At 65.2% G+C, this 15067-nt stretch carries 13 protein-coding genes; 5 read left to right on the top strand and 8 right to left on the bottom strand.

Features of this window, described 5'->3' with window-relative positions; translation table 11 throughout:
* Positions 1–5: 5 nt before the first annotated feature.
* From B7G53_RS15100 to B7G53_RS15090, 3 genes are all read right to left on the bottom strand, one after another.
* Entirely contained in the window at positions 6–1169 is a 1164-nt protein-coding gene (locus B7G53_RS15100) for a Gfo/Idh/MocA family protein (protein WP_096669131.1), read from the bottom strand.
* Between the two features lie 119 nt (positions 1170–1288).
* Positions 1289–2278, bottom strand: a complete 990-nt coding sequence (locus tag B7G53_RS15095; RefSeq protein ID WP_096669129.1) for a tripartite tricarboxylate transporter substrate binding protein — start codon at positions 2276–2278, stop codon at positions 1289–1291.
* Positions 2279–2413: 135 nt separating this feature from the next.
* The gene (locus tag B7G53_RS15090) at positions 2414–3073 is read right to left on the bottom strand and encodes a TetR family transcriptional regulator (RefSeq protein WP_096669127.1); all 660 of its coding nucleotides are present in this window, start codon (positions 3071–3073) and stop codon (positions 2414–2416) included.
* A 143-nt stretch (positions 3074–3216) separates the two neighbouring features.
* Between B7G53_RS15090 and B7G53_RS15085 the strand changes: the two genes are divergently transcribed.
* A complete protein-coding gene (locus B7G53_RS15085; RefSeq protein WP_096669167.1) occupies positions 3217–3525 on the top strand; it encodes a hypothetical protein in 309 nt (102 codons plus the stop codon).
* A 181-nt stretch (positions 3526–3706) separates the two neighbouring features.
* On the top strand, positions 3707–5410 hold the full coding sequence (locus tag B7G53_RS15080) for a thiamine pyrophosphate-binding protein (protein WP_096669124.1): 1704 nt from the start codon (positions 3707–3709) through the stop codon (positions 5408–5410).
* A gap of 132 nt (positions 5411–5542) precedes the next feature.
* Here the strand turns inward: B7G53_RS15080 and B7G53_RS15075 are convergent, their stop codons facing one another.
* On the bottom strand, positions 5543–5998 hold the full coding sequence (locus B7G53_RS15075; protein WP_096669122.1) for an SWIB/MDM2 domain-containing protein: 456 nt from the start codon (positions 5996–5998) through the stop codon (positions 5543–5545).
* A gap of 402 nt (positions 5999–6400) precedes the next feature.
* Between B7G53_RS15075 and rraA the strand changes: the two genes are divergently transcribed.
* Positions 6401–6940 (top strand): ribonuclease E activity regulator RraA, encoded by a 540-nt coding sequence (gene rraA / locus B7G53_RS15070; protein ID WP_096669120.1) that lies wholly within the window; start codon positions 6401–6403, stop codon positions 6938–6940.
* A gap of 24 nt (positions 6941–6964) precedes the next feature.
* Here the strand turns inward: rraA and B7G53_RS15065 are convergent, their stop codons facing one another.
* Positions 6965–7657, bottom strand: coding sequence for an ArsR/SmtB family transcription factor (locus B7G53_RS15065; RefSeq protein ID WP_096669118.1), 693 nt, complete (start codon positions 7655–7657; stop codon positions 6965–6967).
* Between the two features lie 63 nt (positions 7658–7720).
* On the opposite strand from B7G53_RS15065, the gene B7G53_RS15060 reads away from it, so the two are divergent.
* Positions 7721–8803: a cytochrome P450 gene (locus tag B7G53_RS15060; RefSeq protein WP_176491374.1), complete on the top strand. Its 1083-nt coding sequence runs from the start codon at positions 7721–7723 to the stop codon at positions 8801–8803.
* A gap of 12 nt (positions 8804–8815) precedes the next feature.
* Positions 8816–9160 (top strand): antibiotic biosynthesis monooxygenase family protein, encoded by a 345-nt coding sequence (locus tag B7G53_RS15055; protein ID WP_096669114.1) that lies wholly within the window; start codon positions 8816–8818, stop codon positions 9158–9160.
* Between the two features lie 17 nt (positions 9161–9177).
* On the opposite strand, the gene fdhF is transcribed toward B7G53_RS15055, so the two are convergent.
* From fdhF to frc, 3 genes are read right to left on the bottom strand one after another with little or no spacing between them, the layout of a single operon-like run.
* Positions 9178–12015 carry a formate dehydrogenase subunit alpha gene (fdhF, locus tag B7G53_RS15050; protein WP_096669112.1) on the bottom strand — a complete coding sequence of 946 codons (2838 nt, stop codon included), beginning with the start codon at positions 12013–12015 and terminating at the stop codon, positions 9178–9180.
* A gap of 33 nt (positions 12016–12048) precedes the next feature.
* Complete coding sequence (locus tag B7G53_RS15045; protein ID WP_096669110.1) at positions 12049–13749, bottom strand: NADH-ubiquinone oxidoreductase-F iron-sulfur binding region domain-containing protein; 1701 nt, start codon at positions 13747–13749, stop codon at positions 12049–12051.
* Between the two features lie 44 nt (positions 13750–13793).
* Positions 13794–15041, bottom strand: a complete 1248-nt coding sequence (frc, locus tag B7G53_RS15040) for a formyl-CoA transferase (RefSeq protein WP_096669108.1) — start codon at positions 15039–15041, stop codon at positions 13794–13796.
* Positions 15042–15067: the final 26 nt, after the last annotated feature.

Genomic DNA, 15067 nt, shown 5'->3' with positions numbered 1-15067 from the left:
TGCTATCAAACCTGTAGCGGCGGTACATCCACCCAGCGACGCTCTTTCCAGCTTTCGAGCGCGGCCTCGACCAGCTGCACGCCCTTGGCGCCTTCGGGCAAGGTCCATTTGTAGGGCTCGTTTTCCACCACGTGGCGGATGAAGTGTTCCCACTGGATCTTGAAGCCGTTGTCGTAGACCTGCGAGTCCGGGATCTCCTGCCACTGGTCCATGAAGTTCATGGTCTGCTTTTCGTCGGGGTTCCAGACCGGGCGCGGCGTGGCCACACGCGACTGGGCCCGGCACGAGCTCAACCCGGCGACGGCCGAGCCGTGCGTGCCGTCAACGTGGAAGGTGACCAGGTCATCGCGGCGCACGCGGGTGGCCCAGGACATGTTCATCTGCGCAATCACCGGCTCGCCGTTGTGGCCGATCAGTTCGGCCGTGGCGTAGGCCGCATCGTCGGCGGTGGCCTGGTAGGGCTTGCCCGCTTCGTCCCAGCGCTGGGGGATGTGGGTCGCGCCTATGCAGGAGACCGACTTGACCTCGCCGAACAGGTTGTCCAGCACGTAGCGCCAGTGGCACATCATGTCCAGGATCATGCCGCCGCCGTCTTCCTTGCGGTAGTTCCAGCTCGGGCGCTGGATGGGCTGCAGGTCACCCTCGAACACCCAGTAGCCGAACTCCAGGCGCACCGACAGCATCTTGCCGAAGAAGCCGGCGCGGCGCAGCATGTCGAGCTTGCGCAGGCCGGGCAGGAAGAGCTTGTCCTGCACCGCGCCGTGTTTCAGGCCCGACTTTTCGGCCAGGCGGGCGATCTCGACGGCTTCGTTGAGGTTGGTGGCAATCGGCTTTTCGCAGTAGACATGTTTGCCGGCGCGAATCGCCTTGGCCAGCAGGGTGGGGCGCATTTGTGTGGTGCCGGCATCAAAAAAGATGGTGTCGTCCTTGTTCTTCAGTGCTTCATCGAGGTCGATGCCCCAGCGTTCGATGTTCCAGGTTTTGGCCAGGGCTTCGATTTTTTCGGCGTTGCGGCCGATCAGGATCGGGTCCGGCATCACCTTGTCGCCGTTGGAGAGCAGCACGCCGCCCTGTTTGCGGATCGCGACGATGGAGCGGATCAGGTGCTGGTTCATGCCCATGCGTCCGGTGACGCCGTGCATGATGATTCCTAGTCGTTGGGTGGCCATGGGGGTCCTTGTGAGGGCGGTCAAAATGCGGCGGCCGCACCCTGGGTCCGGCGGGGGATCAGGGTGAGCCCGACGCTTGGGGCGGGCGCGGCAGTCGCGGGGTTAAAAAGGGGTAAGGCTTACTGGGCGGGGGAAAGGCCGGCGGCCTTGACCAGCACGGCGTTGCTCTTGATTTCGTCGCGGAGGTAGGTGTCGAACTGCTCGGGCTTCATGGTCCAGGCTTCGGCGCCCAGCGCGGCAAAACGCTCCTTGACTTCGGGGGTGGCCAGGGCTTTGACCACTTCGTCGTGCAGGCGGTTGACGATGTCGCGCGGTGTCTTGCTTGGCGCCATCATGCCGATCCAGAAGTTGAACTCGGAACCGGGCACACCGGCTTCTGCCGTGGTTGGCACCTGGGGCAGGGCGCTGGCGCGTTTGGGCGAACCGACCGCCAGCGCCACCAGCTGTCCGTTCTTGATCTGGCCGATCACCGGCGCGATCGGCGAGAAGTAGTAGTCGACGCGGCCGGACATGACTTCGGTCACGGCTTCTCCTGAGCCTTTGAACGGGATGTTGGTGGCTTCGATTTTTGCGGCGAGCTTGAATTTTTCGGCGTTCAGGTGGGTCGCGCTGCCCTGGCCGGCCGAAGCGAAGTTCATGCTGCCGGGCTTGGCGCGGGCCGCCGCCAACAGTTCCTGCAGCGTCTTGATGTTTTTCGAGGGCGATATCACCAGCACGTTGGGGGTGCTGGAAATCGGCGTCACCCCGGCGAAGTCGCCCAGCGTGTCAAAGGGCAGCTTGGCAAAGGTGGAGGGGCTGACCGTGTGCGAGGACGAATGGACCATGATGGTGTAACCGTCCGGTGCCGCCGTGGCCACGGCCTGCTGGCCGATGGTGCCGCTGGCGCCGCCGCGGTTGTCGATCACCAGGGTCTGGCCCATGCTCTGGCTCATCTTGTCGGCGATGGCGCGGGCAATGATGTCGGTCGTGCTGCCGGCGGCAAAGGGCACTATCACACGGATCGGCTTGTTCGGGTAGGCGCCCTGGGCGCCGGCGGCCAGCGGCAAGAGCGCAGCCAGGACGGTGAGGGAGGTGAGCGAAGCCAGGGCGGCGCGGCGAGCAAAGGTCATGGTTGTCTCCTGAAGGGCATTTGGAAGAAACGGAAGTCCGGCAACACGATCAGGCCGGAGTTTACGTCTAATTCACCATTGAGTGAATTAAAAATTGTAAAAGCAATGCCCGCCGCGCGTCAACGTGGTGTCGCCTCAGCTTTTAAGGACATACCCCAGGATCACCTCGCACATGTGCGAGAGGCGTTCATGGCGCGCCTTGGGCGTCATCAGGTCGCGCCCGAAAATCGCCGACAGCGTGTGGTTGTTCGACAGGTAGAAATACGCCATGCCGGCAATCGACACGTACAGCTGCACCGGATCGATGCCGCCGCGAAACAGGCCTTCGGCGCGCCCGCGCTCCAGGATCTCGGCGAGCGTTTCGATCAGCGGCGAGTTGGTTTCCCGGGCCCGGCTGGACATCGCCAGATGCCGGCCCTGGTGCAGGTTTTCACTGTTGAGCAGTGTCAGGAACTCCGGGTGGTCGAGGTAATACTCCCAGGTGAATTCAGTGAGCCGCCGGATCGCCTGGTCCGGCGGCATGTCACGCAGGTGCAGCCTGGTTTCCGCTTCGCGGATGTGGGCGTAGGCCTGCTCGAGCACCGCCAGGAACAGCTCGTCCTTGCTCTTGAAATAGTAGTAGATCAGGCGCTTGTTGACATCGGCGCGTTCGGCAATGCGGTCCACCCGCGCACCGCCCAGGCCGTGCTGCGCAAACTCGTCGCGGGCGGCCAGCAGGATGGCCTGCTGCGACCGGTCGGCATCGCGCGAGCGGGGTTCGGCGGGTTTGGCGGTTTTGCTTTTGGGGCTTGGCATGGCGGGTAATTTAACTGTTTGGTGAATTAGTGCAAGATTCACGGCGGATGAGGGCATTGGCTGACAGCGCTGCGCCAAGCGTACCTCCATAATGACGCAGGGACCGGCCATCCGCGCTGGTGCCGACATGCAAGGAGATGGTCATGACCAATTCGGACACCCCCAAAGACGGTGACTTCACACACTGGGTTGATGAGAAGGCCGAGGCGCTGAAATTCAAGTTGGGTGAAAAATTCCCGGTGCCCCCGACCGAGCTGCATTCGCCTTCCGTGCATGTGGAGACCGGCCGACAGAAGCTGGAAGAAGTGCTGCTCGAGCACGAGCAGCCCACGCCGGAGTTCCTCGAGGAACTGCGCGCACTGGAGGAAGCGCCGCCGCTGAGCGAGGAAGAGCTGGCCCGGCAGGCGCTCGAAGCCGGCGGTGCCGACGGCGACAACACCACGCCCGAATAACCGCAACGCCTCACCCTTGGGGGCGAGGCGCAACGCGCAGCGACAAGCGCGCGGGTTTCCCTCCAAGCAGGGGCGCGGATCTGGCTCCGCCAGTCCGCAGGCACAGCGGCCCCCTCGGGGGGCAGGGCGCTACACGAAGTGAGCCACCGTGGGGGCCCTATTCCGGCGGCACAATATCAGCATGACACAACAACTCGCCGGCCATCTTCTTGTTCAATGCCTTGTGGCCCAGGGCGTCACCCACGCTTTCGGCGTGCCGGGTGAAAGTTACCTCGCGGTGCTCGACGGCTTTCATGCCTGTCGTGACCAGATCAGCTTCATCACCAACCGGCAGGAGGGCGGTGCCGCCTTCATGGCTGAAGCCCACGGCAAGCTGACCGGCCGGCCCGGCATCTGCTTCGTGACGCGCGGTCCCGGCGCCACCAACGCCTCCATCGGTGTGCACACCGCCTTCCAGGATTCCACGCCGATGATCCTGTTTGTCGGCGACGTGGCCAGCGACACGCGCGACCGCGAAGCTTTCCAGGAACTCGACTACAGCAGCTTCTTCGGACCGTCCACCAAAGGCATGGCCAAGCGTGTCGAGCGCATCGACGATGCGCGGCGCATTCCCGAGTACGTGGCGCGCGCGTTTGCGACCGCGATGAACGGGCGCCCCGGCCCGGTGGTGCTGGTGCTGCCCGAAGACATGCTGACCCACATGGTGGAGGCCGAGCCGCTGCCGCGCGTCGAGGCGGTCGAGGCCTGGAGCGACCCCGGCTCGCTGCGCAGGCTGCGCGAGCTGCTGCTGCAGTCGCAGCGGCCGCTGGTGATTGCCGGTGGCGGCGGCTGGACGCCGCAGGCCGCGCAGGCGCTGCAGCGTTTTGCCGAGAACTGGTCGCTGCCGGTCGGCAATGCCTTCCGCTTCCAGGACACCTTCGACAACCACCACCCGCTGTATGCCGGCGATGTCGGCATCGGCCTGAACCCCAAACTCGCCGCGCGCATCAAACAGGCCGACCTGATCCTGGCGATCGGCCCGCGCCTGGGCGAAATGACCACCGGCGGCTACACGCTGATCGAGGCGCCGCAGCCCAGGCAGAAGCTGGTGCACATCCATGCCAGCGCCGAGGAACTCAACCGTGTCTTCCAGGCCGACCTGGCGATCAACGCCACCATGAATGCCGCGGCACGCTCGCTGGAAGTGCTGACCGCGCCCGTCTCCGTGCCCTGGCAGGCCTGGGCCGAGTCCGCCAACGCGGATTACCTCGCCAACATCGATCCGGCCAACGGCGGCGTGGTGCTGCCCGGCAGCATCGACATGCCGGCCATCGTCGCCACGCTGAAGACACTGCTGCCGGAAGACGCCGTGCTGACCAACGGCGCCGGCAACTTTGCGAGCTGGGTGCACCGCTTCTTCCCGCACCACGGGCTGGTCAAGGGCCTGAAAACGCAGCTTGCACCCACCGTGGGCGCCATGGGTTACGGCGTGCCGGCCGGCATCGCGGCCAACATCGTGTCGGGCCGCACCGCCTTCACGATTGCCGGTGACGGCGACTTCCTGATGAACGGCCAGGAGCTGGCGACGGCGGTGCAGCATGGCGCCAAAAGCATCATCGTGCTGCTCAACAACGGCATGTACGGCACCATCCGCATGCACCAGGAGCGCGAGTACCCGCGCCATGTGAGCGGCTCCAACCTGCAGAACCCCGACTTCTGCGCCCTGGCGCGCGCCTACGGCTACAGCGCGACACGCATCACGCGCACCGACGAGTTCGAAGCCGCGCTGCGCCAGGCGCTGGAGGGAAAACAGGGCGCACTGATCGAGATCATGCTGGACCCCGAGGTCATCAGCACGCGCGGCACCTTGAGCGGCATCACCAGCGCGGCGCTACAGAAAAAGTAGCGGACAGCACAAGGCCCATAAGGGCTGGGGCCGATTTTTGTCTTGGACCAGGCATAAAAAAAGGGCCACTTGCGTGGCCCTTTCTACGGGGTCCTGTCCCGCGCGAACGCGGGACAAGCCCTTTGTATCGAGTTACTTGACGTGCTTGCCGATCAGGCCAGCCATCTCGAACATCGACACTTGCGCCTTGCCGAAAACGGCACGCAATTTTTCGTCGGCGTTGACCATGCGCTTGTTGATCTTGTCCTGCAGACCCTTGGCCTTGATGTAGACCCAGAGCTTGCGCACGATCTCGGTGCGGGGCAGCGCAGCAGCGCCAACCACGGCCGACAAGGCGGGGCTCAGTGTCAGTGGCTTCATGAACGCTGCGTTGGGCGTACGCTTTTTGGCGGGCGCTTTTTTCGCAGGTGCTTTTTTCGCCACTACTTTTTTTGCAGGAGCTTTCTTCGCCGCTACTTTTTTGGCCGGGGCCGCTTTTTTAGCAGCGACTTTCTTGGCCGGAGCTGCTTTCTTCGCAGCTACTTTTTTTGCCGGTGCAGCTTTTTTTGCGGCTGCTTTTTTTGCCGGTGCTTTTTTTGCAGTTGCCATGATTGATTTTCCTTCTAGAAGTTGATAAATCACCAATGCAGATAACTACTCTTCACTGGCAAGGGGGATGCTACTGGAGAAAACAGCGGTTTCATAGGGAAAACGCAATTTTTTTGGGTCTGGATGTTGCAGATTTACTTCGACAGGTTCGAAAACACTGCACCCGGAGCGATGCAGCGTGCGCACCAGGCCGCGCTGCGGTGGATCTCACAGGCGGCAAAGCAGTCAGCAAAGGCTGCGCTGCAGACAGCGGCACGTGCTCACCCAGCACCGGAGGAAGCCGGCTTAACACCGCGCCAGCACACAGCATTTGCGCCACAACGTCCCCGGCTGCACGGTATGCTTGCGGCAGTTTTTTCTTCCGCCTCTCGCCAGCACCCGCACCCTGAAAGGACACCGCCCATGACCCGCCCCTCCACCACTGCGCGCTTTGCCACCTGCGATTTGTGTGACGCTCATAAAAACGACAGCTCGGGGCGATTTCGCGTCCTGCCCCCGGTGTTTCGGCCTTTCGGCGGTGTCTCCCGCTTCTGCGGGCCGGTCGTCACCCTCAAGTGTTTTGAAGACAATTCGCTGGTCAAGGCCGCGGTCGATGGCAGTGGCCTCATGGAAACACCGGCGGGTCGTGTGCCCGCCGTGCTGGTGGTCGACGGTGGCGCCTCGCTGCGCCGCGCCCTGCTGGGCGGCAACCTCGGTACAGCGGCTGCCAACAACGGCTGGGCCGGCGTGGTGATCGACGGCTGCGTGCGCGATGTTGCCGAACTCGCGCAGTGCCAGGTCGGCATACGCGCACTCGCCGCCATGCCGCTGCCCACGGAAAAACGCAACGAGGGCCAGCGTGGCGTGGCGGTGCAGATCCAGGGCGTGTGGGTCTACCCCGGCGACTGGCTGTATGCCGATGAGGACGGCATCGTCGTGATGCCGGCGCCGCTGCAGGCCTGAGAGGCTGAGCGTCCAGACGTTTTTTCAGCCGGTCAGCTTGAGGCCGAGGCGGCTGAAGCGTGCCGCGCCTTCGGCCGTGACCTGCACCACGCGCGAGTGTTTTTTGCGCGTGATCCAGCCCTGCTGCGTGAAATGGCTTGCCAGCGCCGCTCCGAGCGCGCCGCCCAGGTGGTCCCGGCGTTCCGACCAGTCCAGGCAGATGCAGGCGAACTGCCGGCGCTTGCCGCGCAGTTCGGGCAGGTCCAGACCCAGGGTCTGCAGGGCTTTTTCGCCCGCTGCCGTCACCAGCAACTGCCGGGCATCACAGGTGTCGCCCGCCAGCCAGCGCCTGCGCAGCAGCATGGCCAGCAAGCCGGTGCCCAGGCTGCCGGCGAGGTGGTCGTAGCAGAAGCGGGCATGGCGTATCGGCTCCTCCACCACCGCAGATTTTTCGCTCTTGCGTTTCGGCGCCACGCGCATCAGCGACTCGACCAGCTGCGCCACCTCCGCGGAGGCAAAGCGGAAATACTTGTGGCGGCCCTGCGCGGTGGCGGCCAGCAGGCCGTCGTCGAGCAGGCGCTGCAGGTGGGTGGTGGCCGTGCCCGGCGCAATGCCCGCGCCCAGCGCGAGTTCCTTGGCCGTCAGCGCGCGGCCTTCCATCAGCAGCACCAGCATGCGGATGCGGCTGGCGTCGCCGATGGTGGCGGCGATGCGGGTGATGTCGGGTTGCACGGACATGGTTCGATGGTAGCCAAACTGTTCACGCTGGACAAGGGACGCGCCCCCGGGGACACTGGGTCCATGTCTTTTTCCCGTGACGCCGTGGAGGCGGTGACCCACCCCGACCCCTTTCCCTTCTACTGCCGCCTGCGGCGGGAACGACCGCTGTTTTTCGACGCGTCTCTCGGTCTCTGGGTAGCCAGCAGCCACGCCGCCGTCAGCGCGGCGCTGAGCCATCCGGCGCTGCGTGTGCGCCCGCCGGCCGAGCCGGTACCGCAGGCGCTGCAGGGCCGGGTCGCCGGCGAGGTCTTCGCGCAACTGGTGCGCATGACGGACGGCCCCTTCCATGCGGTCCACAAACCCGACGTGGAGCGCACCGCGCGGGGCTGGACGCTGGCCGACGTGGCGCGCGCTGCCGAAGACGCGGCGCGCGACCTGCGGCCGCGCCTGCCCGCCAATGCGTTCATCGCCGCGTTGCCGGTGCAGACCATGGCGCGGCTGCTTGGAGTGCCTGCTGGCGAACGCGAAGCCACCTGCCGCTGGGCTGCGCAGTTCACGCAGGGCATCGCGCCCGGCGCCGACGCGCAGGCTGTGGCGCAGGCCGACGCGGCTGCTGCGGCCCTGATGGACCTGGGCCAGGCGCGGGGCCTGTCTGCGGTGCAGGCGGCCAACCGCATCGCCTTCATGCAGCAGGCCCTCGATGCGGGCAGCGGCCTGCTCGGCCATGTGGCGTTGCAGCTCGCGCAGGTCACGCGGCAGGCGGCTGCCGCCGACGCATCAGGGGACGCCATGCGCGCTCTGGTGCGCGAGGTCGAGCGCTGGGCATCCCCCATCCAGAACACGCGGCGTTTCGCGGTCGAACCGCTGACGCTGCTGGGTCAGCCGATCGAGGCGGGCCAGGCCGTCTTGCTGGTGCTGGCCAGCGCCAACCGCGATGAACCCTTCAACACGCAGCCCGACCGTTTTGATGTCCACCGCGAAGGTGGCCGGAGCCTGGGCTTCGGCGCCGGACCCCATGCCTGCCCCGGCGCTGCGATTGCTATTGAAATAGTAGCTGCCTGCGTAGCTTGGATGAGGGCTGCAGGCCAGTTTTATCACTATTTCGGGCGCTGCACCGGGTTCCGGCCGCTGCCCAATGCGCGCATTCCTGTTTTTGAGCAATGAAGGAGAAGTCACATGGTGTCGGTTATTTTTGAAGTCTGGCCCGATCCGGCGCACCGCGAGGGCTACCTGAACTGGGCGGCAGAACTGAAGAACGAGCTGGTGAAGATGGACGGTTTCATCTCCATCGAGCGCTTCCAGAGCCTCACGGAGCCCGACAAGCTGCTGTCGCTGCAGTTCTGGCGCGACGACGCCTGCCTGACGGCCTGGCGCAACCTGGAGGCGCACCGGGCCGCGCAGGCGGCCGGCCGGTCCACCATGTTCAGGGATTACCGCCTGCGCATCGCCGAGGTGACGCGCGACTATGGCCTGAAGGAGCGTGATGAAGCGCCTGCCGATTCACGCCAGGCCCACGGCTAGGCCGCGGACGCGGCAGCTCAGATGCCGGCCAGGGTGACGGACTTTTCCAGCGCCTGGCCGCCGCCGTAGCTGTCCTGCACAGGCGGCACGCCGCCCAGCGTGACCCGGATCGCACAGTACTTGAACTCCGGGATCTTGGCAAACGGGTCCAGCGCCGCGTTGGTCAGCTTGTTGATGGCTGCCTCGTAATAACAGAAGGGCACAAACACCGCGCCGCGCGGCGAGCTTTCATCGGCCCGGGCGTAGAGGGCGACCTTGCCGCGACGGGACTCGATGGTCACCACATCGCCGGGCTTGCCTTTTATGTCGGCCAGGTCCAGCGGGTGCACCAGCGCCACCGGATCGGGCTCGATCGCGTCCAGCACCGTGGCGCGCCGCGTCATGCTGCCGGTGTGCCAGTGTTCGAGCTGGCGGCCGGTGATCAGCACCATCGGGTACTCGGTGTCCGGCTGCTCGTCGGCCGGGATGATGTCGACCGGCACGAAACGTGCGCGGCCACTCTCGCGCGGGAAGTCGTCCACGAAGACCACCGACTGGCCTGGGTCGCCTTCCTTCAGGCAGGGGTAGGTGACCGAATGCTCGCGGTCCAGCCGGTCCCAGGTGATGCCGCCTATGCTGGGCATGGTGTGGCGCATCTCGTCGAAGACTTCGCTGACGTGTTTGTAGTCCCAGCCGCAGCCCAGCCGGTTGGCAATCTGCTGGATGATCCACAAATCCTGGCGCGCGTCGCCGGGCGGGTTGATGGCCTTGCGGCCCATCTGTACCAGCCGGTCGGTGTTGGTGAAGCTGCCATCCTTCTCCGGAAAGGCGCTGGCCGGCAGGATCACGTCGGCCAGGTAGGCGGTTTCGGTCAGGAAGATGTCCTGCACCACCAGGTGGTCCAGCGCTGCCAGCGCCTCACGCGCATGGTTGGCATCGGGGTCGGACATGGCCGGGTTTTCGCCCTGCACATACATGCCGCGTATGCCGCCTTTCTTGATGGCGTGCATCACCTCGACCACCGTCAGGCCGACCTGGTCGTCCAGCGAGCCTTCAGGCACCTTCCAGGCTTTCTCGAAGCTGGCGCGCACCGCCGGGCTGGAGACATGCTGGTAGTCGGGGAACATCATGGGGATCAGGCCCGCATCGGACGCGCCCTGCACGTTGTTCTGGCCGCGCAGCGGATGCAGGCCGGTGCCGGGACGGCCGATCTGGCCGGTCATCAGCGACAGGGCGATCAGGCAGCGCGCATTGTCGGTGCCGTGCACGTGTTGCGACACGCCCATGCCCCAGAGAATCATTGAGCCCTTGGAGGTGGCGTACAGCCGCGCCACGTAGCGCAGCGTGTCGGCGTCGATGCCGCAGATTGGCGCCATCAGTTCGGGCGTGTAGCCTTCCACGTTCTTGCGCAGCTCCTCGTAGCCGATGGTGCGGCTGTCGATGAAAGCCTGGTCCACCAGGCCTTCGGTCACGATGACGTTCATCATGGCATTGAGCATGGGTACGTCGGTGTCGGGCTTGAATTGCAGGTGGCGGTGCGCCATGCGCGTCAGGTCCGAGCGGCGCGGGTCCAGCACCACCAGTTTGGTGCCGTTCTTGACGGCGTTTTTGATCCAGGTGGCGGCCACCGGGTGATTCACCGTCGGGTTGGCACCAATGATCACCACAACATCGGCTTTGGTGACATCCATGACGGGGTTGGACACCGCGCCCGAGCCTATGCCTTCCAGCAGGGCGACAACCGACGAGGCATGGCACAGCCGCGTGCAGTGGTCCACGTTGTTGCTGCCGAAGCCGGTGCGCACCAGCTTCTGGAACAGGTAGGCCTCCTCGTTGCTGCCCTTGGCCGAGCCGAAGCCGGCCAGTGACTTCTTGCCGTACTGGTCGCGGATGGCGGCGAGTTTGCCGCCGGCGAACTCCAGTGCTTCTTCCCAGCTCGCTTCGCGGAACACGTCCATCACGCGATCCGGGTCCATGGTGAAGTCGCCGGTTTTCGGCATGCCTTCGCGGCGGATCAGCGGTTTGGTCAGGCGCTGCGGATGGTGCGCATAGTCAAAACCGTAGCGGCCCTTGACACACAGGCGCTCATGGTTGGCCGGGCCGTCGCGGCCTTCGACAAACAGGATCTTGTCATCCTTGACGTTGTAGGTGAGCTGGCAGCCGACGCCGCAGTAAGGGCAGACCGACGCCACCTGCTTGTCGGGCACCGCCAGCGCGGCTTCGCGGGCCGGCATCAGCGCACCCGTGGGGCAGACCTGCACACACTCGCCGCAGGCGACGCAGGTGGAGGCACCCATGGCGTCGTCCATGTCGAACACGATCTTCGCCTGGTCGCCGCGGAAGGCCAGACCGATCACGTCGTTGACCTGCTCGTCGCGGCAGGCGCGCAGGCAACGCGTGCACTGGATGCAGGCGTCGAGGTTGACGGCGATGGCGGGGTGGGACAGGTCCTGGCGCACCTGTTTGCGTGCCTCGAAACGGGGCTTGCCGACGCCGATTTTGGCCGCCCACTGGTCCACCTCGTTGTTGCGCGTGTATTCCTTTTCGGGCATGTCCGACAGCAGCAGCTCGAGCACCAGTTTCTGGGAAGCCACGGCGCGTTCGCTGTCGGTGACGACTTTCATGCCGGCCACCGGCGCGCGGCAGCACGACGGCGCTAGGACTCGCTCACCATTGATCTCGACCATGCAGGAGCGGCAGTTGCCGACGGCCTCCATGCCTTCCTTGAAGCAGAGGTGGGGAATCTCCACGCCTTCGCGTTTGGCGACTTGCAGCAGCGAATCCGTGGCGCGGCCCTGGACTTCACGGCCGTTGAGGCTGAAGCTCACCAGCGGCGCATCCAGCTCGGCGAGTTCCTGTCGGGTGATTGCATTCATCGTGGTGCCTTTTATCTTGTTGCCCGGGCGTGTTCAGGCCGCCAGCTCATGAGGAAAATACTTGACGACGCAGTCCATCGGATTCGGCGCCGCCTGGCCCAGGCCGCAGATCGACGCATCACGCATCACCAGCGACAGGTCCGCCAGCAGGGCCAGATCCCACTTGGGTTGCTCCATCAGGTGCGCGGCTTTGGCCGTGCCGACGCGGCAGGGCGTGCACTGGCCGCAGGACTCGTGGTGGAAGAAACGCATCATGTTGCGTGCCGCGTCGGTGGCCGTGTCCTGGTCGGACAGCACCATCACGGCGGCGGAGCCGATGAAGCAGCCGTAGGGCTGCAGGGTGTCAAAGTCCAGCGGGATGTCGTCCATCGTCGCGGGAAGAATGCCGCCTGAGGCGCCGCCGGGCAGGTAGGCGTAGAAGGTCTGGCCATCGAGCATGCCGCCGCAAAATTCGTCGATCAGTTCGCGGATGGTGATGCCGGCAGGCGCCAGCTTCACGCCCGGCTCCTTGACCCGGCCCGAGACCGAGAAGGAGCGCAGGCCCTTGCGGCCGTTGCGACCGTGCGCGGCAAACCATTCGCCGCCTTTTTCCAGGATGTCGCGCACCCAGTACAGGGTTTCGAAATTGTGTTCCAGCGTCGGACGACCGAACAGGCCGACTTGCGCCACGTAGGGCGGGCGCAGGCGCGGCATGCCGCGTTTGCCTTCGATGGACTCGATCATGGCCGACTCTTCGCCGCAGATGTAGGCGCCGGCGCCGCGGCGCAGCTCGATCTCCGGCATGCCTGCCATCAGCGGCGATGCCCTGAGCGTGGCGAGCTCGGCTTCCAGCATGGTGCGGCAGCCGTGGTATTCGTCGCGCAGGTAAATGTAGATTTTCTCGATGCCGACGGCCCAGGCGGCGATCAGCATGCCTTCGAGGAAGCGGTGCGGGTCGCGTTCCAGGTAGACACGGTCCTTGAAGGTGCCGGGCTCGCCCTCGTCGATGTTCACCGCCATCAGGCGCGGGCCCTGCTCGGCCCGGACAATGCGCCATTTGCGGCCGGACGGGAAGCCCGCGCCGCCCAGGCCGCGCAGCCCGGAATCTTCCATGGTCTTGATGACCGATTCGATCTCGCGGCCGCCCGAGATGCATTGCGTGAGCAGCGCGTAGCCGCCGGCAGCCTGGTAACTGGAAAAGTCGACAAATCCCGTGGGGATGTGTTGCACCGCGCCGTCCGCGACGGTGGCCATGATGCTTTCGCAGCTGGCATTCGGCACGGGGTTCTGTCCGACGACGGCAACGGGCGCCTGTTCACAGCGGCCCACGCAGGGCGCCGCAATCACGCGCACCTCGCGGCCCAGCAGGGCCGGGAGCCTGGTCAGCAAGTCTTTGGCACCGGCCATTTCGCAGGACAGCCCGTCGCAGACCCGCACGGTCAGCGCTGCCGGGACGGCCTCGCCTTCCTTGACCACGTCAAAGTGGTGATAGAAGGTCGCCACCTCATAGACCTCGGTCTGGGCCAGCCGCATCTCCTGCGCCAGCGCAGCCAGGTGGGCTGCCGACAGGTGACCGAAATGGTCCTGCAGCTTGTGCAGGTGTTCGATCAGCAGGTCGGCCTGGCGCGACGCGTTGCCCAGCAGGCCTTGCACGTCGGCCAACGCCGCCGGATCCACGCGGCGGCCTTTGGGGGCCTGGCGTTTGCGCTGCTTGGAGGCGTCTAAGACGGCAATGGGAATGATGGGATGGTTCATGCTTGCTCTGTGGCTGGCGTCGTTTGTTTGGGGGAAGGGTCCGGTCAGATGACGCGTTCGGCGCGCAATTCGGCGATGTCCGCGGCGCTGTAGCCCAACTGCGCCAGTACCTCGTTGGTGTGTTCGCCCAGCAGGGGGGAGCGCGTGACTTCGGTGGCGCTGTCCGACATCTTGATGGGGTTGCCCACGGTGAGGTACTTGCCGCGCACCGGATGGTCGACTTCAACGATGGTGCCTGTCGCGCGCAGGGCGGGCTCTTCGGCGATTTCCTTCATCGAGAGAATCGGCCCGCAGGGGATGTCGTATTCGTTGAGGATTTTCATGGCCTCGAACTTGGTCTTGGTCATGGTCCACTGCTCGATGCGCGCAAAGATCGGTTTCAGGTGCAGCAGGCGGGCCCCCGGTGTCTTGAAGGCATCGTCGGTGATCCAGCCTTCCTCGCCGATCACCTTGCAAACGGCTGGCCACACGGCGGCCTGGGTGATGAAGTAGATGTAGGCGTTGGGGTCGGTCTCCCAGCCCTTGCACTTGAGTACCGAGCCGGGCTGGCCGCCGCCGGAGGCATTGCCGGCGCGCGGCACTGCGTCACCGAACTTGCCGTCCGGGTACTGCGGGTACTCGTGCATGGTGCCGGTGCGCTCAAGCCGCTGCTGGTCACGCAGCTTGACCCGGCACAGGTTCAGCACCGCGTCCTGCATGGGCGCCAGCACCTTCTGGCCACGGCCCGTGGTATTGCGCTGGTACAGCGCCGCGACGATGCCCAGCGCCAGATGCAGGCCGGTGCCGCTGTCGCCGATCTGGGCGCCGGTGACGAGCGGCGGGCCGTCGTCGAAGCCGGTGGTGGAAGCGGCGCCGCCGGCGCACTGGGCCACGTTCTCGTAGACTTTCAGGTCCTCGTACGGTCCGGGGCCGAAGCCCTTGACCGAGGCGACGATCATGCGCGGGTTGATCGCATGGATGTGTTCCCAGGTCATGCCCATGCGGTCCAGCGCGCCGGGCGCGAAGTTCTCCACCATCACATCGCAGGTCTTGATCAGCTCGTCCAGGACTTCCTTGCCCTTGGGCTTTTTCATGTCCAGCGTGATCGAGCGCTTGTTGTGGTTCAGCATCGTGAAATACAGGCTGTCCGCACCCGGGATGTCGGCCAGCTGCGCGCGCGTCGCGTCACCTTCACCGGCGCGTTCCACCTTGATGACGTCGGCGCCGAACCAGGCCAGCAGCTGGGTACATGTAGGGCCCGACTGGACGTGGGTGAAGTCAAGGATGCGAACGCCGTCTAACGCTTTACTCATGAAAATTCCTGCTCGGAGTTGAAAAT

The organism is Polaromonas sp. AET17H-212, assembly GCF_002379085.1.
Lineage (GTDB): Bacteria > Pseudomonadota > Gammaproteobacteria > Burkholderiales > Burkholderiaceae_C > Polaromonas.
Note: the sequence above shows the minus strand (reverse complement) of the source record. Positions and strands in the feature narration are given on the sequence as shown.